Here is a 24977-nt window from a genome sequence, read left to right as displayed (position 1 = left end):
CTGCTTACTGGCCAGTGCTCAGCAGGTAGTCCAGCTCGATGACGGTCTGGTTGTGTTGCAGCAGCGCGTCGAGGTAATCGGTGCGCAGGCGCAGGGCGCGGTCCAGGTTGAGCAGGTATTCGGTGTAGCCGTTCTCGCCCGCCTTAAAAGCCTTGGTGGCCACGCGGGTGATGACGGCGGCTTGCGGCAGGCCGGTCTGCTCGTAGAATTGCAGGCGCTGCTGCTGCTCGACAAGCTGGAGCAGCAGCGTCTCGACCTGGCCGGCCAGCTCGGCCTGGTAGCGGGCGTAGCCGGTTTGGGCCACTTTTTCCTGCAGGCGAGCGGCCTGCACCCGCGCCTTTTGCGGCCCCTGAATCAGAGGCACGGCCACGGTAGCCTGCACGCCCTGGAACCGGTCGCCGGCCCCGTAGTTGCGCGTTACGCCGTCCACCAGCTGCGGGCCGATGAGCGACTGATTGAAGTAGCCCACGCTAAAGCCCGGCTTGCCCTGGGCCTGGGTTACGCGGGTTTCGGCGCGGGCCACGGCTACCTGCTGGGCCAATACCCGGGCCAGCAGGCTCCGCGAAAGAGCAGCTGTGTCGCCGGGGGCAGTTGGCGTTTGGGGCAGCAGCGGCGCGAGGGTGCTGTCGGCCACGGCCACGGGCGCGGGACGTTGCAGCAGGGCCTGAAGCTGGCGCACGGCCCCCGCGTATTCGGTGCGGGTCTGGCTTAGGCGGAGGCGGGTTTCGCCCTGCTGCACCAGGGCCGTGGCTACTTCGAGCCGGGCGGTTTCGCCGGTGCGGAAGCGCAGTTGGGCGGCCCGCACGAACTCGGTGTACAGGCTGTCCTGGGCGCGCAGGGTGCGCAGGCGGTGGCGGGCGTGCACGGCGGCCTCGTATTGCAGGCGCACCTGGCGGCGCACGTCGGCCCGCACCAGAGCCAGCTGCTGCTCCTGGGTGGCTACCTGGACTTTAGCCAACGCCGTGAGGCTGCCATAGTAGCCCGGCCAGGCCAGCGGCTGGCTGATGGTGAACGAGTTGTCTTTGCGCGCCGAATTATACTGGCCGAAGTTGCCCTGCACGGTGGTGCGGCCGAAGTCGCGGGCGGCCCGCACGGCGGCTTGCTGGGCGGCCAGCTGCTGCTCGGCCCCGAGCACGGTGCCGCTTTGGGCCAGGGCCGCCGCCACTGCCCGGGAGGCGTTGAGCGGCCCACTTTCGGACCCGGCCTGAGCTTGGGCCAGGGCCCGGCCGGGCAGCAGCGCCCCGCCCACGGTCAGGAGCAGCACGATGCCCGCCACGCCGAGTTTCGCGGGCGAGCCATCCGCCGCCGCTTTTTTGGCGGCGCGGCGGGCCATCCAGGTTTCTTCCAGGTAGTAGAGCACCGGCAGCACGAGCAGCGTGAGCAGCGTGGCCGTCACCAGCCCGCCAATGACCACCGTGGCCAGCGGCTTCTGCACCTCACCGCCCGCCGAGTTGGACAGCGCCATCGGCAGGAAACCCAGCGAAGCCACGGTGGCTGTCATCAGCACCGGGCGCAGGCGCACGTGGGTGCCTTCGAGGATGCGGGCCCGCAGGTCGGTTATGCCTTCCTCCTTGAGTTGGTTGAAGTAGCCGATGAGCACGATGCCGTTGAGCACGGCCACCCCGAACAGGGCAATGAAGCCCACGCCGGCCGAAATGCTGAACGGCATCCCGCGCAACCATAGTGCCAGCACCCCGCCAATGGCCGAGAGCGGAATGGCCGTGAAAATCATCACCGACTGGCTGACCGAATTGAACGTGGCATAAAGCAGCACGAAGATGAGCAGCAGGGCCACCGGCACGGCCAGCAGCAGCCGGGCGCGGGCCGATTGCAGGTTCTCGAACTGCCCGCCGTAGGTCACGTAGTAGCCGGGCGCGAACTTCATTTGCTTGTCAATGCGCTGCTGCACCTGCTGCACGAGGCTTTCCACGTCGCGGCCCCGCACGTTGAAACCCACGATGACGCGCCGCTTGGCATCGTCGCGCTGAATCTGGCTGGGGCCGGAAACCAGCTCCACTTTCGCCACCTGCTCCAGCGGCACCTGCCGGCCGTCGGGCGCGGCAACAAAGAGCTGGCGCAGGTGGCTGATGTCCTGGCGGGCGTCCTCTTTCAGGCGCACCACCAAATCGAAGCGGCGCTCTTTCTCGAACACCTGGCCGGCTACTTCCCCGGCGAAGGCGGCCCGCACCGTGCGGTTCACGTCCTCCACCGACAGCCCGTACTGGGCCAGCTTGTTGCGGTCTATCTGGGCCACCAGCTGGCTCTGGCCGGTGGCGCGCTCCACGTATAGGTCCGTGGCGCCGGGCAGGCCCTTCACCAACTCCCCCACCTGGCCGGCGTAGTAGTCGAGCTGCTGGAGGTCTTCGCCAAAAATCTTGATAACCACATCCTGTTTGGCCCCCGAAATCAGCTCGTTGAAGCGCATCTGGATGGGCTGCTGGAAGCCGAACGTGACGCCGGGAATGGCGCTTAGCCGGGCCGACATTTTCTCGACCAGCCCCTCGCGCGAGTCGGCCGAGGTCCAGTCCTCTTTGTCTTTGAGTACGATAATCAGGTCGCAGGCTTCCACCGGCATGGGGTCGGTGGGGATGGCCGACGAGCCCACTTTGGCCACCACTTCCTTCACTTCGGGAAAGTGCTTGAGGAGAATGCCGGCCGCCTGCTGGGCTTTTTCGGCGGTGTAGGTGATGGACGAGCCGGGCAGCACCCGGGTTTCCACGGCGAAGTCGCCCTCCTCCAGCGTCGGAATAAACTCGCCGCCCAGCGTGCCAAACAGCAGCAGCGCGCCCACGAATAACGCCAGCGCGGTGCCCAGAATCAGGGTTTTGGCTCCGAGCGCCCAATCTACCACCCGTTGGTAGCGCCGGGCCAGGTTGCCCAGCACCCGGTCAGAAATGTTGGGCTTGTGCTCGGTGTTGCGGCTCAGGGCCAGCGCCGAGAGCATGGGCACGTAAGTAAGGCTCAAAATAAAGGCCCCCAGAATGGCGAAGGCCACGGTCTGGGCCATCGGCCGGAACATCTTCCCTTCGATGCCGCCCAGCGCCAGCAGCGGCAGGTAGACAATGAGGATGATGATTTCACCAAACGCGGCCGAGGAGCGGATTTTGCTCGACGCCTGGTACACTTCCTCGTCCATCTCGGCGCCGTTGAGCAGCTGCCCCGCCGGCCGGTTAAGTGTGGCCAACCGGTGCACGATGGCCTCCACGATAATCACGGCCCCGTCCACAATCAGCCCGAAGTCAATCGCGCCCAGACTCAGCAGGTTGCCCGACACGCCAAACACCCGCATCAGGCTGATGGCAAAGAGCATGGACAGCGGAATAACCGAGGCCACCACTAGCCCAGCCCGCCAGTTGCCCAGAAACAGCACCAGCACGAAAATGACAATCAACGCGCCTTCCGCCAGGTTTTTGGTGACGGTACTTATGGCGTGGTCCACTAGCTTGGTGCGGTCCAGAAACGGCTCAATCACCAGGCCCTCGGGCAGCGTTTTCTCGATAACAGCCATGCGCTCCTTCACGGCTTTAATGACTTCGGAAGAGTTGGCCCCCTTCAGCATGAGTACCAGCGCGCCCACCACTTCGCCTTCCTGGTTGCGCGTCATCAGGCCGTAGCGCACGGCGTGGCCAAAGCGCACCTCGGCCACGTCGCGCACCAGCACGGGCACGCCCCCGCCCGCCGTCGGGGCTTTGACGACAATGCGGCCCACGTCTTCCAGCGAGCCCACCAGGCCTTCGGTGCGGATGAAATAGGCCGCCGGATTCTTGTCGATGTAGGCCCCACCGGTGTTCTGGTTGTTCTGCTCCAGGGCCGCAAACAGCTCCCCGATGCTGACGTTGTAGGCGCGCAGGCGCTCGGGCTCCACGGCTACTTCGTACTGCTTGATGTTGCCGCCGAAGCTGCTCACGTCGGCCACGCCGGGCGTGCCCAGCAACTGCCGACGCACCAGCCAGTCCTGCACCGTGCGCAGCTCGGTGGGCGAGAACTGCTTCTCGTAGCCCTTTTTCGGGTGCAGCACATACTGATAAATCTCGCCCAGCCCCGTTGTAACCGGAGCCAGCCCGGGCGTACCCGCGCCGGGCGGAATCTGCCGCTCGGCCTCCTTAAGCCGCTCGTTTACCTGGTTGCGGGCCCAGTAGATGTCCGTATCATCGGGAAAGACGATGGTGACGACTGAGAGGCCGAAGCGCGAAAACGAGCGCACCTCCTGCACATCGGGGATGGTGGCAATGGCCTGCTCGATGGGAAAGGTAACGAGCCGCTCCACGTCGGGCGCGCCCAGTGAGGGGGTTTGGGTGATGACCTGCACCTGGTTGTTGGTGATGTCGGGCACGGCATCAATGGGCAGGTGCAGCACCGAGTAGCCGCCCCAGGCCACCAGAGCCAGGGTTAGCAACCCGATCAGCAGCTTATGGCCGATAGAGAAGCGAATAATAGAATCAAGCATGAATAAGTTGGCTGAATCAACAATGCGCCCGCGCCCCGGCCGGCTGCCGCGTAGCGGCCGGGCCAGGAGGAGGCGTTACCCAGAAAAGCGGGGGGTGGTTCAGGCCTGGGGAGGCTGCCAGCACCGGCGGGCCATGCCCGGATGGGTGGCCAGCACGGCCGGTGCCGGGCAGCTGGCGCCAAGTGCCGACCAGGCCGGGGCAACCAGCAACGCCCACCGCGCGGCTACCGGCGGCAGGAACACGGCCGGAGCCGCGTAGTCGTGCACGTGATGAAAGGGCAGCGACTGGTGCTTGTTGGCCCCGCCGTTGCCAGCGTGGGAGTGGGCGGCGGCCAGAAAATGGTCGTAGAAGAAATCGGCCAGGCCGCTGGCCGCGTGGTCCTGGTTGTGGTGCTGCCACAGGGCTGGGGCTTCCGCCAGCTCCTGCGCGTTGCCGCCCGGCAGGCAGCTCACGGCCAGCAGGTGCACACTCAGCAACAGGAGCAGCAGACGCTTCATGGCCGCTAAGGTAAGGATTCAGGCGGGAACCCCGGAACCCGCCGCGCCACCTGAACTGCATACCACCAGGGGGAGTGGAAGTCGAATGAACGCGCGATGAAATGACAGCACAAGCGGCTAAAGGCCACCACCTTGTTTTTTTCAACCCGCTTTATGGACAAGGGCAGGTGTCGGGAACGGAACCGGGTGGCATTCTGCGGTGATATGCCGGGAAGGGGCCGGCTGACAGGGACGCGGGCGGGCCAGTTGAGCCGCTCATGCTGTGGGCAAGGAGTGCGTCCCTGCCGCCCGGTGCAGGTAGTGCGGGGGAGGACGTATAACTATTCTGCGCCCGTTTGACTACCTTCCGTTCGTTACTACCATTCTTTCGCCGTTCGCATGGCAACTCTTCCTCCTTTCGCCTTGCCCAACGACGAGCCGGGCCGACTGCTGGCCCTGCGCTCCTTCGAGGTGCTGGCCGCCCTGGCCGAGCCCGTGTTCGAAGAATTTGTGGCGTTGGCCGCGCGCCTTTTTCAGGTGCCTATCTCGCTGCTGTCGGTGGTAGAAGAGGCCGAGGTGCACTACCCGGCCAGCGTGGGCCTGCCCGGTCGCGACCACCAGCAGCCGCGCGCCGAAGCGCTGTGTTCCACCGCCATTTCGCGAGGCCAGGCCGTGGTCTACCACGATGTGCTGCTTGAACATCACCCCCCTATTGAGGCCGAGGCGCTGCGGGCGGCGGAAAAAAATCACGTCCGCTTCTACGCCGGGGCCCTGCTGCTGCTGCCCAATCAGCGCCCGCTCGGCACGCTGTGCCTCGTCAACCACGAGCCCCGCCCCTTCACTCCCGACGAGCAGCGCATTCTGGAACTGCTCGCGGGCCTGGTCAGCCACACGCTGGCCGTGCGCCATTTGTGCCGCGCCCGCCCCAACAACGGCGAAGCCCAGTGGACGCACCTGAGCGCCGAGCTCCAGGAGGAAATCGGGGCCCTTAATGCGCTGGTGCGCTATCTCAATGCCCGCAACGGCAGCGAAGTGCCCGTATCGACGGCCTTTCTGACCCAGGTAGAGGGCCGCATGCACGACCTGCAGGGGGTGCTCGATGTCCATCGTTTCTAGGGCTTCGGGCGCGCGGTCTGAAACGGCAAAACAGCGCCCGACCAAGAGGAATCCGGTAAATATGGTCGGGCCGCTGCAACCAACCAGTCCCTCCCCTGGTTCTTACGCCCTAACCGACAAGGCCTGAACTGCCTCCCCCGAACCCGGCTATTGACCGACAGCCTAACGGATCTGCCCCCTGCCGGGTATTTCTCCTTCTTCCAATGAACGCCCCTACCCGAACCGAAGAACCTGCCATGCAGGCAGAAATAACCGAATTCACCGCCCTGCTGCACCAGCAGGGGGTGCACGCGGCCTTAGGCTACCTGAACCGCCGCACGCCTCACCGCTACACGGGCATGTGGCGTTTCGACGGGGACATGCTGCGCAGCGAGGTGCTGTTTGACCGGAAAATGGCCGATGTGCGGCAGGGGGCCGATGCTCCCATGGCCGCCACTTACTGCTCCCTGGTCGGCCGCTACGAGGCCCCGGTACAGATTCTGGACGCCACCGTGGACCCGCAGGCGCTGGGCATCGAAACGCCGGTGATTTCCTACTGCGGGGCGCTCATCCGCGATGGGCAGGGGCAGGCCTTTGGCACGCTGTGCCACTACGACCTGCAGCGTTGCCAGGAGCGCACCAGCGACCAGCCCCTGCTGATGGCCGCCGCGCAACTGCTCTACGAGCGGCTGCACCCGACCACCGCCGGGTAGGCTCGGGCAGTCGGGCCGGGTGCCGGAGCGGGCAGTGAGCAGGCCGTGCTGCGGGTGGCGGACTCGGGCGAGGGCATTGCGGCCCCCAAGCTGCCAAAGTTGTTCACCCGTTTCTACCGGACCGAAGGCACCCGGTAGCGCTCCTACGAGGGCTCCGGCACCGGGCTGGCGTTCGTGCAGGAGCTGGTGTCGCCCGCCCGCGCCGCGACCGACCCTCCGAATGGCATTTATAGCCGGGGCCGGCCAACGAGACGGCGGCCACCATTCTGGTAGTCGACGACAACGCCGACATGCGCGGCTACGTGCAGTGCATGCTGGCCCGGCAGCCGTAGTGGACTGTGCGCACAGCCGCTGATGATATGGAGGCGCTGGAAATCGTGGGCCGGCAGCGGGCCGGCGGCGGGCCGGCGGCMGCACGAGGGCGTGGTCAGCGTGATGCACACTACCTCGTGCTGCCGCGCGACCCGGAGCGGGTGCGGCCGCTGCCCGGGGTGGGCGTGCTCAACAAGCCGCTGACCAAGGAGACGCTCCAGGCCCTGGTAGAAGAGCACTTCGGGCGGCTGATTGAATGCTAACCGGCCGCCACCGCTCAGCATCCGATCAGCGGGCCTCACCCGTTTTAGGCCCGCCGACATCAACCTTTTGCCGGCCGGAACAGTACATCAGTCCAGCCCCGAATAATCGGGGACTCCCCGTTTACTTCTCCCCGCTATTATGAGTTTCTTTCGTTTACCCTTCCTGGCCGCGCTGCTGGTGCTGCTCACCTTCTCGCTCAGCAGCTGCGATGCCATTGGCACCATCTTTAAGGCCGGCGCCTGGACGGCATTGATCGGCATCTTTCTGCTCGTGGTGCTGCTCTGGTTTATCGTGCGCAAGATGCGCGGGTAATTTTCCGGTCTTCTGACTTCCTGTAAAGCAAGAGCGGCCCCTCCAATCCGGAGGGGCCGCTCTTGCTTTTAGCTGCGAAATAGAATGACTACTTGCCCTTGCGCTCGGGGGGCATGGTGCCCACCACGTGGTCCCAGAGGGTGGTGCTCACGCCAAAGGCCACTTCCTCCTGGCGGTAGTGGTGCATGGCGTGGTGGTGCCACCAGAACTTGAGAAAGTTTTTGGGCGGGGCGTACACGTGGATAGCGTAGTGCACGAACAGGTAGAGCGCGTAGCCGAACACGAAGCCGGCCAGCACCCCGAACCCGGCGTTGCCGAAGGTGAAACGGAAGATAAAAAACAGCAGCGAGGCCACGAACACCGTCAGGATGGGTGGCATGGCCAGGCGGGTTTTGTCTTTCGGGAACTCGTGGTGCACCCCATGCATGGTGTACTGAAACTTGGCCCGGGCGGGGGTACTGGCATCGAGGTGGTACACGTAGCGGTGCATCAGGTACTCGGCCAGCGTGAAGAGCAGCCAGCCGCCCAAAAACAGCCCAAAGGCGGTCAGCCCGCTCAGCAGGCCCCGGCTCAGGCTGTAATACAGGCTCACGGCCGCCACCGAGAAGAAAATGGTGAGCGGCCCCGCAATGTGGGTGTGGGTGAGCCGCTCCAGGGTGGCGTTTTCGAACAGGCGGGCCGAGCCTTTATGCTTGGGCTTCACGGCGTCGGGGGGCTTGACCGGCGTTATCCGGGGAGCCACGACTGCCGGAGCATCAGAAGTAGGATTCATACCAATACGGGATTGATGAAAGCGCAAAAATACATATCCCTGCGCAAATGGCGGGCGCGCCGCCTCAGGCAGTGGCGGAGTAGCGCGCCACCAGCTGCCGAACCATTTCGGCCGAGCAGACTGGGGCAGCGCAGCGTAGCGGGGCGCGGTCGTAGAACTGTTGGCGGACGGCTAAGGTTTCATCCAACCGCGTTTCCAGCGCCTGGGCATTGGGCAACGTGGCCAGCAGGGGCCGGGCGGCGGCCGATTTCAGCAGGCGGCGCACCAGCTCGGGCACCGGCACCGAGAGGTAGAGCGTGAGGCCGGTGGCCAGCAGCACCTCCAGGTTGTGATGAAAGCAGGGCGTGCCCCCGCCGGTAGCCAGCACCAGGGCCGGGTGGTGGGCCACCACGTCGCGCAGCACATCGGCCTCGCGCTGGCGGAAGTACTCCTCGCCTTCGCAGGCAAACAGCTCGGACACGCTGCGCTGCTCGCGGCGCACGATTTCCTCGTCCAGGTCTACAAAGGGCACCCCGTAGCTCAGGGCCAGCGCCCGGCCCAGCGTACTTTTGCCCGCGCCGGGCATGCCTATCAGGTAGAGCTTCATGAGATTATAGGGCAGATTTCTGGTAGACGACAGCCCGGGGTCAGCCGGTGCGCGCGCAACTACCCCAGTTTCACCCGGGGGTCGAGCAGGGCGTAGAAAATATCGACCACGATATTGACCAGCACGAACAGGGCGGCAATGAAGATGGTGGCCCCCATCACGACCGGAAAATCGAGGTTCTCGACGGCCCGCAGCGTGACCGTGCCCAAGCCCTTCCAGTTGAAGATGTACTCGATGAAGAACGCGCCCGCCATAAGCGAGGCCAGCCAGCCCGATACGGCCGTCACGACCGGATTCAGGGCGTTTTTGAGCGCGTGGCCCACCACCACCCGGTAGCCCGAGAGGCCCTTGGCCCGGGCCGTGCGGATGTAGTCCTGGCTGAGCACATCGAGCATGGAGGAGCGGGTGAGCTGCACGATGATGGCCAGCGGCCGCACGCCCAGGGCCAGGGCCGGCAGCAGCAGGTTTTTGAGCACCAGATGGCGGCCCGTGAACGGGTCGGTTTCGTAGAGCTGGCCCGTAAGGTTGAGGCCCGTGTAGCGGCTCCAGTAGAAGCCAAACGTGATGGCCACCAGGATGCCGGCCACGAACGAGGGCACCGAAATGCCCAGAATGGAGGTCGAAACCAGCGTGCGGTCGAGCCAGGTGTGGGCCTTTAATGCGGCCACGATGCCCAGCCCGATACCCACCACCGTGGCCAGCAGCATGGCCGCCAGTGCCAGCCAGAGCGTGCCCGTAAAGTGGTCGAGCAGGATGCTGAGCACCTCCTTGTTGCTCTGGAACGAGCGGCGCAGGTAGGGCGCTTTCAGCACCAGCGCCCGCCCGCCGCCCACCGGCAGCAGCACCTGACCGCCGTAGCGGGCCACGCCGGCCGAGTCGCGCGGGTGCAAACCCAGCGGCGACACATCATTCAGGTAGCTCAGCAGCTGGCCCGGCAGGGGCTGGTCGAGGCCCAGGTCGGCGGCAATGGCGGCGCGGGTGGCCGCGTCGGAGCGTTGGCCGGCCAGCAGGGCCACCGGGTCGCCGGGCAGCACCTGAAACAGGAAAAACACCGTGCAGGCCACACCCACCAGCACCAGCGCCCCCTGCCACAACCGGCTGATGATGAATCGAAACATATTTTCAGTTGCCAGTTGTCAGTTGTCAGTTGTCGGTTGTCGGTTGTCAGTTGTCAGTTGTCGGTTGTCAGTTGTCGGTTGTCGGTTGTCAGTTGTCAGTTGTCGGTTGTCAGTTGTCGGTTGTCAGTTGCTACCAGCACGACCTGACAACTGACAACTGGCCACTGACAACTGGCCACTGACAACTGGCCACTGACAACTGGCCACTGACAACTGGCCACTGACAACTGGCCACTGACAACCGAATTACAGTTCTTCCTCCAGCTTGGCGGTGGTGGGCAGGTCGTGATAGTGGTATTTGCTTTTTACCACGCCGTTCTGGAGCAGCATCAGGCCGGGGTTGGAGCGGATCATGGACTTGAGCACGGTGGCGTCGGCGAAGTAGTAGGGGCCGGCCAGGTTCACATCGTGGCGAAAAGCGTCGAACTCCTGGGGGCTGCTGCTGGTGATAATCAGGGACTGAATCTGCTTGCGCGACTTGGCCGTGTTTTCCAGCAGCGAGCTAATTTCCTTGAACCGGTCCCGGTCGGCCTCGTTCACGTTCTGAATGATGAGCAGCAGCTTGTTGCCCGTCAGCACGCCCGGGGTGTGGTCCTGGCCCTCGGCGTCGAAGATGGAGAAGTCGGTGATGACGGGGCGGCTGGCCTCGGGGTTGAGCACTTCCATGCTCTTGTACTTCCAGGTGGAGTCGGTGGGGTAGTCGGCGAAGGTTTTGCTCTCGCCGTTGCGCTCCATCACGTACTGGTAGCGGGCCTGCTCGCGGGGTTTCATCAGCTGGCCAATGTCGTTGCCGACTTTGTAGGGCAGGAAATCGAAGTAGGGCAGGTGGCCCAGCGCCCGCACCCCGATGCCGATGGCCACGGCCGAGGCAAACGTGATGTACATCACGCCCACCGTGCCGCGGGCAAACACCCGGCGCAGGTAGCGCTGGTTGAAAAACACCACGGCCCAGAGGCCCAGCAGCACCATATCTTTGGCAAACGAGGTCCAGGGCGTGAGCTTGATGAAGTCGCCGAAGCAGCCGCAGTCGGTTACCTTATTGAAAGCGGCCGAGTAGAAGGTGAGAAAGCCGAAGAACACGAGCAGGCCCAGCAGCACCCACAGCGTTTGGCGCAGCATCCAGCGCAGCAGCACGGCCACGCCCAGCACCACCTCCAAAGAGCTCAGAAACAGGCTGATGAAGCGGGAATACGGAACGAAAAACCGAAAAAACGAGCCGAAGTCCCGGGAAAAGACCTCGAAATATTCCTCCAGCTTGAGCGCCGTCCCGATGGGGTCGTTCAGCTTGACGAGGCCCGAGAAAATGAATACCACGCCCAGCAGCAGCCAGCAGATTCGGGTGAATTGTTTCATGTGAGGGTTCGGGGGCTTAGGGTCCTGGGGCTTGGATGCAGCCTTGTACGCAAAGATGCGGCTTTGGCTGGGAACGACGTAGGGGCGGGGCTTGCCCCCGCCCGCCGCCAGAACGGAGTCCCCGTCCGTAGCCGGCCGAAATTATTCAATAGGACGTGGGGTACGCTCGTTTAATGGCGGGCGGGGACAAGCCCCGCCCCTACGTCGTTCACTCCAACTCCTGCGGTGCGCCAAACCCCATCTTAATCAGCACGAAGGCGGCGTAGTTGAGCATGTCGCGGTAATTGGCTTCCACGCCTTCCGATACCTTGGTCAGGCCGCCGAGGTCCTCAATCTGCTTGGTGCGGTGCAGCTTCATGAGGATGATGTCGGTGATGCTCTCGATGCGCATCTGCCGCCAGGCCTCGCCGTAATCGTGGTTTTTGGCAAACAGCAGCTTTCGGTTTTCCGCCACCTGCTCGTCGTAGGCGCGGGCCACGGCAGCGGGCTCCAGGTCCAGGGGCGCATCGGCGGGCAGGCGCTGCTGCATGAGGGCGATAACGCAGTAGTTGATGATGGCCACGAACTCCTCCTCCACCCCATCGGCCACCAGCTGCACGCCCTTCTCCTGAATGCTGCGGATGCGCTGGGCCTTGATGTAAAGCTGGTCGGTGATGCTGGGCAGGCGCAGGATGCGCCAGGCCGTGCCGTAGTCGTGGGTTTTGGCCAGAAACAGCGTCCGGCACCGCGCTACCACCCGGTCGTATTCATGCTGGGTTTGATTCTCCAAGTTTTTGAGGCTATTTTGTTGGGGGCTGAGCGTTTTACCCGACCAGTGCCCGGCGCCCCGAAGCAGAGGCCAGACACTGCTTTTGCTTCCCCCAAGACCTTATGAAAACGCAAGATACGTGCTTTTCCCCGACGCAAACCCTGCGCTGCCCCGGGGGGCGGGTGCTCGATTTACGCCGGCCCCGGGTGATGGGCATCCTCAACCTGACGCCCGATTCGTTCTACGAAGGCAGCCGCGTAGCCGCCGCCGATGACCTGCTGCGCCGGGCCGACCAGATGCTGCGCGACGGGGCCGCCGTACTCGACCTGGGCGGCTACTCCACTAGGCCCGGGGCCGGACACATCAGCGCCGACGAGGAGAAGCGCCGCCTGCTGCCCGCCGTGGAAGCCCTGCGCCGGGAGTTTCCGGCGGCCTTCCTGTCGGTGGATACGTTTCGGGGCGCGGTGGCCGCCGAGGCCGTGGCCGCCGGGGCCGACATCCTCAACGACATCAGCGGCGGCACCCTGGATGCCGATATGCTGCCCACCGCCGGCCGCCTGGGCGTACCCTACATCCTGATGCACCTACGCGGCACGCCCCAGACCATGACCCAGCACACCCACTACGAGCACGATTTGGTGCTGGAGCTGGTGCGCTACTTCCGCGAGAAGCTCACCGCGCTGCGCCGCCTGGGCGTGACTGATGTGGTGCTCGACCCCGGCTTCGGGTTTGCCAAAACGCCGGCCCAGAGCCACGAGCTGCTGCGGCGCCTGCCCGAGCTGCACGTGCTGGGCCTGCCGGTGCTGGCCGGCCTCTCGCGCAAAAGCATGGTGTATAAGCCCCTGGGCCTCACCCCCGACGCGGCCCTGGCCGGTACCATCAGCCTCAACGCCCTGGCCGTACTCAACGGCGCCCGCTTACTGCGCGTACACGACGTGGCCGAAGCCGTTCAAACTATCCAACTCGTATCGAACACTTACTCTCCGATTTCCCCGTGATTGGCTCCTTCTCCATCGGCTTCCTGCGCATTGGCTGGATCGACGTCGTGGACGTGCTGCTGGTCACGGCCCTGTTCTACCAGCTCTACAAGCTGCTGACGGGCAGCGTGGCGCTCAAGGTGTTCCTGGGCTTCATGTCGCTCTACCTGTTTTACCTGGTGGTGAAGGCGGCCGGCATGGAGCTGCTCACCAGCATTCTGGGGCAGTTTATGAGCGTGGGCGTGCTGGCCGGCATCATCCTGTTTCAGCAGGAAATCCGGCGGTTTCTGCTCAACGTGGGCAAGGCCACCAGCTTCGGCAGCCGCCTGCGGGTGTTTCCGTGGCGGCGCGAAGCCGGGGCCGACCGCATGAACGTGACGCCCTTTATTGAGGCGGCCAAAAGCCTGGCCGGCAAGCAAACCGGGGCCCTGATTGCCTTCAGCCTGGCCTCCGACCTCAAGTTTTTCGCCGACTCCGGCGACCTAATTGACGCCGCCGTGAGCAAGCGCCTGCTCATGAGCATCTTCAACAAAACCAGCCCCCTGCACGACGGCGCGGTTATCATCACCAACGGCCGCATCAAGGCCGCGCGCTGCATTCTGCCGGTGAGCGAAAACCCCGACGTGCCCGCCTCCATGGGCCTGCGCCACCGCGCCGCCATCGGCCTGACGGAAGTAACCGACGCCGTGGTGCTGGTGGTGAGCGAGGAAACCGGCCAGATTTCATTGGTGCGCGGGGGCGAAGTGTTCCGCAACCTGGCCCCCGCCGACCTGCGCGCCCGCCTCAACGAGTTTCTGTTCGACGCCGAGCCCAAACCGGCGGCGGCGGGCACCAAGGCGGCGGAAGTAGCGGTTTAGCGAGCCGCCTACCCGCTGCCCAACCGCAGGGGATGGTGCCGGCGTTCAGGCCCGGCAGCAGGTTGCCCACGCAGCCCGGGGCCAGTCACTGGGCCAGAACAACCGATACCCCCGCCCGCGCGCCCTGCGCCGGATTCTGGCGGGCGGTACTATCAGAACATGCCGTTGCCGCTCTTATCGTCGGTGGGCACCACTTGCAGCACGTCCCAGTGCTCCACTATTTTGCCTTCGTCATCGAAACGGAAAATGTCGATGCCGGCGTAGTCATGGTCGTGGGGCCAGTGCTGGTGGCAGTGCAACACTACCTGGTTGTCCTCGGCCAGGGCACGCTTCACCGTCACGTGCTTGCCGGGGTACTCCCGCTGCATCCGTTCGAAGTACTCGATGAAGCCCTGCTTGCCGCTGGCCACGTGGGGGTTGTGCTGGATGTACTCGGCCCCCACGTAGCGCCGGATGGCCTCGGTGGGCCGGCAGTCGTTGAACATTAGCTCGTAGAAGGCAATGGCGGTTTGTTTGTTTTGGGCGGGCGTGGTCATGGGCGCAGGGAGTTTGGTGTGGTGTTGGCGCAGGGCCAAAGGCTGTTGGGAAATATAAGCAGACTCTGCCGGGAAACACGCGGTTGCAGGGGATGGCCCGGGGCCGGCCGGCGGGCAGGCCCCGCCCAATACGCTGGCCCGCCCGCACCCGCCAACCCGCCGCGCGGGACTATCTTCGGGCCATGACAACGCATTTTTTTGCCCGGCAGATTAGCGGGCTGGTTCGCGCCCTGCTCGTGGTTGGTTTGCTGGCGGCCCGGCTGGCCCCGGCTCAGGCCCAGAGCCTCCACATAAAGGACCCGCAGTGGGGGTCGTGGCTGATTACCACTGCCGTGCTGCCCGGCGGCCCCCGGGGCTGGGGGGGCTACGCCGAGGTGCAGACCCGCACCAACGGAGTACTGCGCCAGTTCTTCTACACCGAGCTCAAGGCCGGCGTGAGCTACGGGGTAGCCAAAAACTTCAACCTGCTGCTGGGCGGCGGGCGCTACTCCACAGCCAACTACCGCGACCTGAAGGCCGGCGCCCTCAATGTGGAGCGGCGGCTGTGGCAGCAGCTGGTCCTCACGCAGTTCACGGCCCGCCTCAAGCTCGAACACCGCTACCGCATTGAGCAGCGCTGGTTCCGCTTCCGCGATGATGTGGTACCGGCCGGCGCGTTTGTCTACCGCAACCGGCTGCGCTACCGCTTCAACGCCTTTCTGCCCCTCAACCACCAGACGTTCACCGACAAAACGGTTTTCCTGTCGGCCTACAACGAGGTGTTTTTCAATCCCCGAGGACCCTTTTTCGAGCGCAACCGCCTGTATGCCGGCGCGGGCTACCAGTTCGATCAGCACTGGACGGCCCAGGCCGGCTGGGTGAACCAGGCCAACTACACGGCCGCCCGCAACGGCCCGGCCGGCTTCGTTCCGCAAACCAACGTGGCCAAAAACAACCTCGTGCTATCGGTGCTTTACCGCATCAGCCGGCCCGACAAGCCGGCCCGCCAGCACGTGCCCTCCCAGCAGGACTAACGCTTTGTAAGCTGTCAGCCAGTAGTTGTTGGCTGATAGCTGATAGCTTCTGTTCGGGTGGCTATTGAGTAGTTGCACTTACTGGGCGGCAATGGCGACAATATTACCCTTTCCCCAGGCCCACCCAGCCGCGCTGCATGGCGTAGTAGAGGGCCGTGCCCACGGTGAGACCCACGAGGTAGCCGTAGGGCAGACCGGCGCAGAGGATGCCGGTGAGCAGGGCCAGCAGCAGGTGAGCCCTGGCGTTGCTGATGTCGCGCAGCAGGGCGGCCAGGCTGAGGGCCTCGAAGAAGAGCAGCACGCCCAGGATGGGCAGCGGGAAGATCTGAACGATTTGCTGGAAGCCTTGGCTGAAGAACAACCCCAGCCCCAGAAACAGCCCGCCGTAAATGACCACCGAGCCGCCCGTGCGGCCCCCAAACGTGTAGTGGCCCACCATGCCGCCCGAGCCGTGGCAGACCGGAAAGCCGCCCAGAAACGGGTTCACGAGATTCATGAGGGCGTAGGTGAAGCTGATTTTGCGCACCGTGAGGGGCCGTTCGGGAAAATAGTCCTGCACTACCTGCCGGGTGGCCAGCACCGAGTTGCCGAGCGAGAGCGGAATCTGGGGCAGCGCCAGCAGCACGGCCCCGGTCAGGATGTCGGGCCACTGCGGGATGCGTGGGGTGGGCAGGTGCAGGCCGATGGCGCGCTGGGCAGTGGCGAAGTCGAGCTTGAAGAGCAGGCCGTAGCTCACGCCCAACGCCAGCACGACCAGCGCGGCGGGCCAGCGCCGGTTGCCCAGCAGCACCACCGTTACCAGGAACGCCGCCGCCGCCAGCGCGTAGCCGGGCAGGCCGTCGGCGGGCACGTACTGCTTGAGGGCCAGGGTGGAGAGCTGCAGGGCCAGCCCGAACTGAATGCCCCGGATAACGGGCTTGGGCACCAGGCGGGCCAGCCCATCGATGAGGCCCGTTACGGAGAGCAGCAGCATGCCCACGCCCACCGCCAGCCCGCCCCCGAAAATGATGCGGCCCGGAATTTTCTGGGCGATAACCAGGGCCGCGAAGGCCTTGAGAGGCTGCACCGGCATGGGCATGCCGTACCAGAGGCCCGAAAAGAGCTGCATCAGCCCGAACATAATCAGCACCCCGGCACTATCCAGCCCCGAAGCGGCAATGACGCCGATGAGCAAAGGCAGATCGGTGCCCAAATCCCCAAAGGCCCCGGCCAACTCGTTGCGGTCGAAACGAAGACGGGGACGGGCGGCAGGCGGAGCGGTAAGGGGCATGGTGGGAGTGAGGGGGTGAGGGGGGGATAGGGTGATGAGGGAAGGAGGTGACAGGGGAAAATACCCTGTCATCCTGAGCGGAGCGAAGGACCTTATCACGTTAGGACGACCATCGTATCAACGACTCGTTCCAGCGTAATTAGGTCCTTCGCTCCGCTCAGGATGACAGTACCTCCCTCACGCCGCGTCCTCCCAGGCGACCATACCGCCCGTCAGGTTCAGCAGGTTCACCAGCCCGAACTCGGTTTGCAGGCGCTCCACGGCCTGGGCACTGCGGCGGCCCGAGTGGCAGTACACCACCATCGGGTGCTGGTGGGGCAGGCCGGCCACGCCTTTGGCCAGTTCGCCCAGGGGCAGCAGCACGGCCCCCGGCAGGTGGCCGTTGGCGTACTCGTGGGCCTCACGCACATCGAGCAAAAAAGGCGGGTGGGCCGAGTTGAGCAGCGCCGCCAACTCGGCAGCTGTCACCGATGCCACATCCGCCCCGCAGGCCTCAGCATAGTCGGCCGCGGGGGCCGTGCCCAAGTGCAGGGCGGCCTGCTCGGGGCGGCGGGCAAATTTGAGGGTGCGGGTGGCGAAGGTGAGGGCATCGAAGAGCCAGAGCCGGCCCGAAAGTACCTCCCCGATGCCCAGCAGCACCTTGAGCGTTTCGGTGGCCTGGGCCGTGCCCACGAGGCCGGGCAGCACGCCCAGCACCCCGGTAGCGTCGCAGTTGGGGGCCTCGGCGGCAGTGGGCGGCTGCGGAAACAGGCAGCGGTAGGTGGGGCCGCCCGCGTAATTGAACACCGACACCTGCCCCTCGAACTTGTAAATGGCCCCCGACACGAGGGGCTTGCCCAGCAGCACGCAGGCGTCGTTGAGCAGGTAGCGGGTCGGGAAGTTGTCGGAGCCGTCCACCACCACGTCGTAGTCCTCCACCAGTTCACGTACGTTGGCCGGCACGGCCCGGCAGCGGTGCACCCGCACCTGCACCAGCGGGTTGAGGCGCTGCACGGCCCGGGCGGCAGCCTCGGCCTTGGGCTGGCCCAGGTCGGCGGGGCCGAACAGAATCTGGCGGTGCAGGTTGCTGCGCTCCACCACGTCGGCATCCACGATGCCGAGCGTGCCCACCCCGGCGGCGGCCAGGTATTGCAGCACCGGGCAGCCCAGCCCGCCCGCGCCCACCACCAGCACCCGGGCCGCTTTCAGCCGCTCCTGCCCCGCCTCCCCAATTTCGGGCAGTTGCAGGTGGCGGCGGTAGGTCTGGCGTTCTTCGGGGCTGAGCATGGGGTGGGGAGTTGAAAAGTGCCGGGGAGAAATGAGTGCCGCAACCGGTGAAACTTGCGGGGGCTGGTAAAGTTAAACGGTAGTTAGCCCAAGCTGCGCATCAGGAGCTAGCTTTAGTTCTTGCTTCTAAGACCACGCAACCTGGTCCCCCCCTTTTCCACTGTTACTATTCCACTCCCTTTTGAAAGCCTTCCTGCCGCCGACCAGCTACGAGTACGTGACCGTGCACAAGGTGCAGGGCGACGACGTGCGCGAGGCGTCCGACGTGCTGGCCGCCGAGGAGCCGCTCGAAATCCGGGTGGGCTACGGGCCGGTCGGGCAACGCGAGCACCGCACTATTTCCATCACGATGCGTACGCCGGGCCACGATTTCGAGCTGGTGGCCGGCTTCCTGCTCACCGAGGGAATCATCCGTTCCCGGGCCGATTTGCAGGGGGTTTTGTACTGCCCTGATGTGCAGAAAGAGGAGGAGCGCGAAAACGTGGTGCGGGCCGAGCTCAGCCCTGCCGCAGCCCTCGATTTGCCCCGGCTGGAGCGCCACTTCTACACCAGCAGCAGCTGCGGGGTCTGCGGCAAAACCAGCATCGAGGCCGTGCACGCCGCCGGCTGCCCCCGCCTGCCCCCGGGCGGGGTGCGGGTGCCGGCCAGCGTCATTCATCAGTTGCCCGAACGCCAGCGCGCGGCCCAGGAGCTGTTCGAGCAAACCGGCGGCCTGCACGCGGCAGCCCTGTTCTCACCCACCGGCGAGCTGCGCCTGCTGCGCGAAGACGTGGGCCGCCACAATGCCCTCGATAAAGCCATCGGCGCGGCCCTGTTCCAGGACCTGCTGCCCCTCCACGAGGCGGTGCTGCTGGTTAGCGGCCGGGCCTCGTTCGAGTTGGTGCAGAAGGCGGCCGTAGCCGGCATTCCGGTGATGGCGGCCGTGGGTGCCCCCTCCTCCCTGGCCGTCTCCGCCGCCCGCAACTTCGGCCTCACGCTCTGCGGTTTCGTGCGTCAGCAGCGCTTCAATATTTATTGCCACGAGTGGCGCATCAGCTAACACACCCAAGTTGCGAAGGGCCGCGTAGCGGCTTGCGGTTTGTATGGGTATTTTCAGTTTTTTAAAAATACCCATACAGTTTCGTTTTGATGTTGTATGGGTATTTTTAAAAAACTGAAAATACCCATACAACTTTTTGGCAGCTACGCCGGCAGCGCCTCGGGCCAGGGCAGAGCAGATACCTCATCTGCCAAAACGCTTTTTCTGCCTCTGTCCCCATCCCCCATTACCCTCCCCCTCCCATGAAGCTCCGTCTCGAAGACCATACGCTCCGCCTGCGCCTCGACCCGCCCGAGGTGACAGCTTTCCGGGCCGCCGGGCGGCTCGAAACGGTGGTGCCTTTAGGCCCCACGGCCGCCGAACAGCTCGTGTACTCGCTGGAGCGCGACCCGGCCGCACTGGTCCTGACGGTGCGCGCCACGGCAGGATGCATCCGGGTATTGGTGCCGGCCGCCGTGGCCGATGCCTGGGCTGGCTCGGAAGAGATTAGCCTGCGCGGGCAAATGGAAGTTGCTGAAAACCAATTGCTGCATATCTTGGTAGAGAAGGACCTGGGCTGCAAACACTGACCCCCGACCCCTCTGGTCCGGCTACCCGTTGTTCCACTGCTTTTTTCGCTCGTTTATCCATGGAAAATTCCCCCGCCGCCGACCCCGGCAAAGCCGGCAAGGCCCAGCAGCAGCAGGCCGAAAACGCCCCCCAAAGCGGTGAACGGCCCGACCAGGGCCAGGCGCCCGCCCCCGACCACTACAACCCCACCAACCAGCACCACGTGTCCGACCCGATCGAAGCCCCCGACGTAGCCAACGCCAAGTACAGGCACGACATCCTGGCCCAGCCCCCCGAGGCGCTGACCGGCCTACGCCTGGAACCGCGCCAGACGGTGGCGGCGGGCGTCACGGCCGTGCTCAAGAGTATGGAGTTCAGCTGGGCCGAGGGCGGCGTGAACCGGGGCACCCGGGGCCTGCTGAAGATGAACCAGAAGGACGGCTTCGACTGCTCCAGCTGCGCCTGGCCCGACCCCGACCATCACCGCTCGGTGGCCGAATTCTGCGAGAACGGGGCCAAAGCCACCGCCTCCGACGCCGACGACAAGTCCTGCGGGCCCGAGTTCTTTGCCCGCCACAGCCTGGCCCAACTCTCGCGCATGACCGACCGCGACCAGAACAATGCCGGCCGCCTCACCCACCCCATGGTGGTGCGCCCCGGCAGCAACCACTACCAGCCCATCGAGTGGGCCGAGGCGTTCCAGCTGATTGCCGATGAGCTGAACGCCCTGGATTCGCCCGACGAAGCCACGTTCTACACCTCGGGCAAGGTGCCCAACGAGCCGGCTTTCCTGTTCCAACTCTTCGTGCGCCAGTTCGGCACTAACAACCTGCCCGACTGCTCCAACATGTGCCACGAAAGCAGCGGTGCGGCCCTGAGTTCCACGCTCGGGCTGGGCAAGGGCTCGGTCACGCTCAACGACATCCACGAGGCCGAAGTCATCATGATTATCGGCCAGAACCCGGGCACCAACCACCCGCGGATGCTGAGCGCCTTGCAGGAGGCCAAGCGGAACGGAGCCAAAATCATCAGCGTCAACCCCCTGATTGAGGCCGGCCTCAACCACTTCAAAAACCCCCAGGACTTCATGAACCCATTCAGGGCGCTGGGCGCGTTGATGGGCAACGGCACCGTAATTACCGACGTGTACCTGCAGGTGCGGGTAGATGGCGACATGGCGCTGCTGCGCGGACTGATGAAGCACCTACTGGCCGCCGAGGAACTCAACCCCGGCCAGGTGTTCGACCACGCCTTCATCAACCAGTACACCGAAGGCTACGAGGCTGTGGTGGAAAACGTGCGCAACACGAGCTGGGAGGAGATTGAGGCGGTGAGCGGCATCTCGCGGGCCGACCTGCTGGAAGCGGCCAACCTGCTGGCTACCAAAAAGAAAATTATTGCCTGCTGGGCCATGGGCCTGACCCAGCAGCGTCAGGGCGTGCAAACGATTCAGGAGCTGGTGAACCTGCTGCTGCTCAAGGGCGCCATCGGCAAGCCTGGGGCCGGTACCTGCCCGGTGCGGGGCCACTCCAACGTGCAGGGCGACCGGACGATGGGCATCTGGGAGCAAACCCCCAAGCCTTTCCTCGACGCCCTGGGCAAGGAGTTCAACTTCACTTCGCCCACCGCGCACGGCTACGATACCGTCGACAGCATCAAGGCCATGCACCAGGGCAAGGTAAAGGTGTACTTCGGCCTGGGCGGCAACCTGCTGGCCGCCGGCCCCGACACCGAGTACATTGCCGAGGCCATGCGCAAGCAGAACCTGACCGTGTTCGTGGGCACCAAGCTCAACCGCGGCCACCTCACCACCGGCAAAACGGCCCTGCTCCTGCCCTGCTTCACCCACGCCGACGTGGACATGCAGCGCGGCGGCCACCAGATGACCTCCTGCGAAAACTCGATGGGTGTGGTCAGTCAGAACAAGGGCGTGCTCGTGCCCCTGCCCGGCCAGATGCTGAGCGAAGTGGCCATCCTGAGCGGCATCGCCATTGCCACGCTGGGCGAGAAAACCAACATCGCCGACTGGGTAGCCATGACGGAGAATTACGACGTCATCCGCGACCACATCAGCCGCGTGATTCCGGGCTTCGAAAACTTCAACGAGAAGCTGCGGCGGCCCGGGGGTTTCTACCTGCCCAACGGCCCCCGCGACCGTAACTTTACGACCGAAGACGGCAAGGCCCACTTCACCAAAACGGAGCTGGAGAAGTACGAGGTGGGTGCCGACGAGCTGATCCTGATGACCATCCGGAGCCACGACCAGTTCAACACTACCATCTACGACTACAACGACCGGTACCGCGGCATCCACAACGAGCGGCGCGTGCTGTTCATGAACGCGCTGGACATGGCCGACCGGGGCCTGCAAGCCAAGGACCTCATTGACATCACGAGCCACTTTAACGGCCAGGAGCGCACGGTGGAGAAGTTCGTGGCTGTGCCCTACGACATTCCGCGCGGCAACGTATCGGCCTACTTCCCCGAGGCCAACCCGCTCATCCCCATCGGCAGCGTGGCCAAGGGCAGCAACACGCCCACCTCGAAGTACGTCCGCGTAACGGTGGTACCTACCCGCAAAACCACGGGGGCACCAGTGGAGCTTCGGATGGGCGCGGAAGCGTAATTCTGAGCTGTTAGCTGAAAAACGAATAAGGCCCCGCACTCAGTTGAGTGCGGGGCCTTATTTTGTGTAAGAAAACAGGTCTTGTTGAACGGAAGCTAAAAGCTAACAGCTCTCAGCCAACAGCTTAGAACGGGTAGCCGATGCCGATGTTGAGCCGGTAGGCGCCAATGCCGGTGGGGCTCTCGTCGAAGGTGAACACCTTGCCCGGAGGGGCGGGGATGGTGGGGTCGACGGGGGGCTGAATGGCCGTGTTGGCGTAGGGGTAGCGGATGGGCACAGCCGCGTCGAGGCGGATAACGAAGAACTGCACGTCGATGCGGATGCCGACGCCCGCGCCCACGGCCAGTTCTTTGAAGAAGGAATTGAACTGGAACTGGCCGTTCAGGCCGTCGGGCTTGCCGCTGCTGTCGAAGGTGGCGCGGCTGGCGTCGGCGTTTACCAGCCAGATGTTACCGGCGTCGATGAACACGGCCCCTTTCACATACGGGAACAGGTCGTGGCGGTATTCCAGATTGCCTTCGAGCCGGATATCGCCCACCTGGTCGTAGAAGCCGCCGTTGGAATTTTCGTTGGGCACGCGGTAGGTGCCCGGCCCCACGCCCCGGGCGGCGAAGGCCCGCACGCTGTTGGGCCCGCCGATGCCGTACTGCTTGAAGTAGGGCAGCACCCGCGAGTTGAGGTAGGGCAGGCCGGCCCCGATGAGCAGGCGGCCCGCAATTTTGTTGCCGCTGGTGGGGTTGCTGCTGGTGCGGTAGTAGTTGCGCAGTTCCAGGTTCAGCTTCGAGTACTGCGAGAACTGCTGGTTGGCAATCTTGTACACCTGCTGCCCGTCTTCGGTAGTTTCCTTGGCGTCGCCGCCCAGGTTTTTGAGCAGGTAGGCCAGGTTGCCCGAGAGCTCCACGCCGCCGCTGAAGTAGATCTGGTTGCGGCGCTGCTCCAGCACCTGCTGGTTGTAAGTGTAGGTGTAGGAGGAGCCCAGAATGAACTGCTGACGGAAGCTCTGCCGGAGGAAGGGGCGCTCGTTGAGCAGGTTCTCGAACACCGGCTGAATGTTGCTCAGGCGCACGTATTGCAGGTCGATGGGCTGGAGGCGCTGCTCGTTGGTGAGCTTGGTTTTCCAGGTGTAGCCGTAGCCCGCATTAAACACCTGCTGGGTGAAATACTTGGTGCGGTCCACGTATTTCACGCCCAGCTCGAAGAAGGTGCGGGGCTGGAAGTCGGAGTTGCGCAGCCGGATATCAAAGGGTGGCGTAATCAGGCGCGGCACCAGCAGCTGGGCATCAATGCCGTACTGGGTAGACGTTACGCCCGAAAGAGCATCGCCCTGGCCGGTTTCCACCGAAGCCTTGGCATTGATGAGCAGCTGCTCGGCTCCGCGCAGCGCCGAGCGGTTACGGTACTGCACCACTACGCCCGGCCCCACAAACAGGTTCGACACGTTCATCTGCACCTCGGCCCGCAACGACTTCTTGGGCACCTGGGTCATGCGCACCACCGAGTTGAGGAAGCCGTACTGGAGCGAATCGGGCTTGTTGCGGGCGGGCCGGAACTGGATATCGACGAACCGGAACGTGCCCAGGCTCATCAGGCGGCTCAGGGTCTGGTCGGAGCGGCGGCGGCGGTAGAGGCTGTCGGGGTAGAGGAACGTGGCGTTGGCAATGGCCTTGGCCTTGAACATCGACTCGTCGGGATAGTAGCGGTAGCCCCGATACCGGATCGGGGTTTCGTTCATGGTCGTATCCTGAAGCGTGTAGTCGGTGTCGAGCGTCACGCGGTTGAGCACGTAGGGCTGGGCCGCCTTGGCCGGAATGCTGGCCTTCACTTTCAGGTACACGTTCACCTGATTGTCGAGGGTACTATCGACCTGAAACAGCAGGTAGTCGGGGGCGAAGTAATAGTAGCCCCGGTTCTTGAGAGCCGCATCAATCCGCAACCGCTCGTTCACGAAGGTTTGCAGGTTGTAAGGCTCCCCCACTTTCAGCAACGTACCGGCCTGGGTGGCCCGGATGTCGCGGTCGAGCAGCGTATCGCGCTCGGGGAAGAAGATTTCCTTGATCAGGTAGGGTCGGTTCACCCGGGCCTGATAATCGACGGAGGCCGTGCGCTCTTCCAGCTTAATGTTGCTGCGTACTTCGGGCTTGAAAAAGCCGTCGTTGTTGAGGCGGTTCAGCATCAGGCCGGCTACCCGGGCAGTATCCACGGCGCTGAAAAGCACCGGCGCCTCGCCGTACTTATTAGCCAGCCAATGACCCAGGCCCTTTTTCTTGCCCACGCCCATGTGCCAGAAATACAGCTTGGGCCGCATCCCGAGAATAGACGCATTGGGCTGGGGCGAAATCACATTCGTGAGCTCCGTCTGCACGGCCGCCTCGTTCGGAATCGGCGTATCAGTCGCCGATTTGAGCGTGACCGTGCTGCCGGTGTAGAGGCGGGCGTTGTCGGGGATGAATTTGAGGCCGCTGCACCCAGCCAACCCGGCCAGCAGCAGCCCCGCCGCCAGCCGGCGGCCGGCACGGGGGAAGCGGGAGAGGAAAGCGGGTATCGGTTGAGGTTCTGGCACGGATTGTTCTGTTTTGTTTCTTATAAGAGCGTCAGTGAGGAAGAACGTCATGCAGAGCATAGCTGTGCATGACGTTCTTCTTCACTG

Annotated in this window: 21 protein-coding genes; 10 read left to right on the top strand and 11 right to left on the bottom strand. The window is 64.4% G+C overall.

Going from position 1 to position 24977, the window contains the following annotated elements; genetic code table 11:
- Positions 1–4 precede the first annotated feature (4 nt).
- Positions 5–4447 carry a CusA/CzcA family heavy metal efflux RND transporter gene (locus D0T11_RS05110; RefSeq protein WP_119654706.1) on the bottom strand — a complete coding sequence of 1481 codons (4443 nt, stop codon included), beginning with the start codon at positions 4445–4447 and terminating at the stop codon, positions 5–7.
- Positions 4448–4546: 99 nt separating this feature from the next.
- A complete protein-coding gene (locus D0T11_RS05105) occupies positions 4547–4945 on the bottom strand; it encodes a hypothetical protein (protein ID WP_119654705.1) in 399 nt (132 codons plus the stop codon).
- Positions 4946–5323: 378 nt separating this feature from the next.
- Between D0T11_RS05105 and D0T11_RS05100 the strand changes: the two genes are divergently transcribed.
- The 4 genes from D0T11_RS05100 (at position 5324) to D0T11_RS22435 (ending at position 7620) form a co-directional block, all read left to right on the top strand.
- Positions 5324–6040 (top strand): GAF domain-containing protein, encoded by a 717-nt coding sequence (locus D0T11_RS05100; RefSeq protein ID WP_119654704.1) that lies wholly within the window; start codon positions 5324–5326, stop codon positions 6038–6040.
- 203 nt (positions 6041–6243) lie between these two features.
- A complete protein-coding gene (locus tag D0T11_RS05095; protein WP_119654703.1) occupies positions 6244–6732 on the top strand; it encodes a hypothetical protein in 489 nt (162 codons plus the stop codon).
- A 338-nt stretch (positions 6733–7070) separates the two neighbouring features.
- Positions 7071–7307 carry a hypothetical protein gene (locus D0T11_RS05085; protein WP_147374528.1) on the top strand — a complete coding sequence of 79 codons (237 nt, stop codon included), beginning with the start codon at positions 7071–7073 and terminating at the stop codon, positions 7305–7307.
- A 139-nt stretch (positions 7308–7446) separates the two neighbouring features.
- On the top strand, positions 7447–7620 hold the full coding sequence (locus tag D0T11_RS22435; RefSeq protein ID WP_182888248.1) for a hypothetical protein: 174 nt from the start codon (positions 7447–7449) through the stop codon (positions 7618–7620).
- 88 nt (positions 7621–7708) lie between these two features.
- Here D0T11_RS22435 and D0T11_RS05080 read toward each other — a convergent pair whose 3' ends face one another.
- The 5 genes from D0T11_RS05080 to D0T11_RS05060 form a co-directional block, all read right to left on the bottom strand.
- Positions 7709–8392 carry a sterol desaturase family protein gene (locus D0T11_RS05080; RefSeq protein ID WP_119654700.1) on the bottom strand — a complete coding sequence of 228 codons (684 nt, stop codon included), beginning with the start codon at positions 8390–8392 and terminating at the stop codon, positions 7709–7711.
- A 64-nt stretch (positions 8393–8456) separates the two neighbouring features.
- A complete protein-coding gene (locus tag D0T11_RS05075) occupies positions 8457–8978 on the bottom strand; it encodes a shikimate kinase (protein WP_119654699.1) in 522 nt (173 codons plus the stop codon).
- A gap of 59 nt (positions 8979–9037) precedes the next feature.
- A complete protein-coding gene (locus D0T11_RS05070; protein ID WP_182888247.1) occupies positions 9038–10096 on the bottom strand; it encodes an ABC transporter permease in 1059 nt (352 codons plus the stop codon).
- Between the two features lie 246 nt (positions 10097–10342).
- The gene (locus tag D0T11_RS05065) at positions 10343–11449 is read right to left on the bottom strand and encodes a BT_3928 family protein (protein WP_119654698.1); all 1107 of its coding nucleotides are present in this window, start codon (positions 11447–11449) and stop codon (positions 10343–10345) included.
- Between the two features lie 208 nt (positions 11450–11657).
- The gene (locus D0T11_RS05060; protein WP_119654697.1) at positions 11658–12218 is read right to left on the bottom strand and encodes a DUF1599 domain-containing protein; all 561 of its coding nucleotides are present in this window, start codon (positions 12216–12218) and stop codon (positions 11658–11660) included.
- Between the two features lie 101 nt (positions 12219–12319).
- Between D0T11_RS05060 and folP the strand changes: the two genes are divergently transcribed.
- Both folP and cdaA read left to right on the top strand, forming a co-directional pair.
- Positions 12320–13195, top strand: coding sequence for a dihydropteroate synthase (gene folP / locus D0T11_RS05055; protein ID WP_119654696.1), 876 nt, complete (start codon positions 12320–12322; stop codon positions 13193–13195).
- Positions 13192–14031, top strand: coding sequence for a diadenylate cyclase CdaA (cdaA, locus tag D0T11_RS05050; RefSeq protein WP_119654695.1), 840 nt, complete (start codon positions 13192–13194; stop codon positions 14029–14031). Before folP ends, cdaA begins: the two co-directional genes overlap by 4 nt.
- A 152-nt stretch (positions 14032–14183) precedes the next feature.
- Here the strand turns inward: cdaA and D0T11_RS05045 are convergent, their stop codons facing one another.
- Positions 14184–14606 (bottom strand): nuclear transport factor 2 family protein, encoded by a 423-nt coding sequence (locus tag D0T11_RS05045; RefSeq protein ID WP_317127250.1) that lies wholly within the window; start codon positions 14604–14606, stop codon positions 14184–14186.
- A 143-nt stretch (positions 14607–14749) separates the two neighbouring features.
- Here D0T11_RS05045 and D0T11_RS05040 point away from each other — a divergent pair, with 143 nt between their 5' ends.
- The gene (locus tag D0T11_RS05040; protein ID WP_119654694.1) at positions 14750–15580 is read left to right on the top strand and encodes a DUF2490 domain-containing protein; all 831 of its coding nucleotides are present in this window, start codon (positions 14750–14752) and stop codon (positions 15578–15580) included.
- A gap of 103 nt (positions 15581–15683) precedes the next feature.
- On the opposite strand, the gene D0T11_RS05035 is transcribed toward D0T11_RS05040, so the two are convergent.
- Positions 15684–16850: a putative sulfate/molybdate transporter gene (locus tag D0T11_RS05035; RefSeq protein ID WP_182888246.1), complete on the bottom strand. Its 1167-nt coding sequence runs from the start codon at positions 16848–16850 to the stop codon at positions 15684–15686.
- Positions 16851–17027: 177 nt separating this feature from the next.
- A complete protein-coding gene (moeB, locus tag D0T11_RS05030) occupies positions 17028–18116 on the bottom strand; it encodes a molybdopterin-synthase adenylyltransferase MoeB (protein WP_119654692.1) in 1089 nt (362 codons plus the stop codon).
- A gap of 181 nt (positions 18117–18297) precedes the next feature.
- Here moeB and fdhD point away from each other — a divergent pair, with 181 nt between their 5' ends.
- The 3 genes from fdhD (at position 18298) to D0T11_RS05015 (ending at position 22330) form a co-directional block, all read left to right on the top strand.
- The gene (gene fdhD / locus D0T11_RS05025; protein WP_119654691.1) at positions 18298–19155 is read left to right on the top strand and encodes a formate dehydrogenase accessory sulfurtransferase FdhD; all 858 of its coding nucleotides are present in this window, start codon (positions 18298–18300) and stop codon (positions 19153–19155) included.
- 242 nt (positions 19156–19397) lie between these two features.
- Positions 19398–19724, top strand: coding sequence for a DUF7009 family protein (locus D0T11_RS05020; RefSeq protein WP_119654690.1), 327 nt, complete (start codon positions 19398–19400; stop codon positions 19722–19724).
- Between the two features lie 59 nt (positions 19725–19783).
- On the top strand, positions 19784–22330 hold the full coding sequence (locus tag D0T11_RS05015) for an FdhF/YdeP family oxidoreductase (protein WP_119654689.1): 2547 nt from the start codon (positions 19784–19786) through the stop codon (positions 22328–22330).
- 124 nt (positions 22331–22454) lie between these two features.
- On the opposite strand, the gene tamL is transcribed toward D0T11_RS05015, so the two are convergent.
- Entirely contained in the window at positions 22455–24890 is a 2436-nt protein-coding gene (gene tamL, locus D0T11_RS05010; protein ID WP_182888245.1) for a translocation and assembly module lipoprotein TamL, read from the bottom strand.
- Positions 24891–24977: the final 87 nt, after the last annotated feature.

Origin of the sequence: Hymenobacter rubripertinctus, assembly GCF_003583925.1 — a bacterium.
Taxonomy (GTDB): Bacteria; Bacteroidota; Bacteroidia; order Cytophagales; family Hymenobacteraceae; genus Hymenobacter; species Hymenobacter rubripertinctus.
This window is presented reverse-complemented; position numbering and strand designations above follow the sequence as displayed.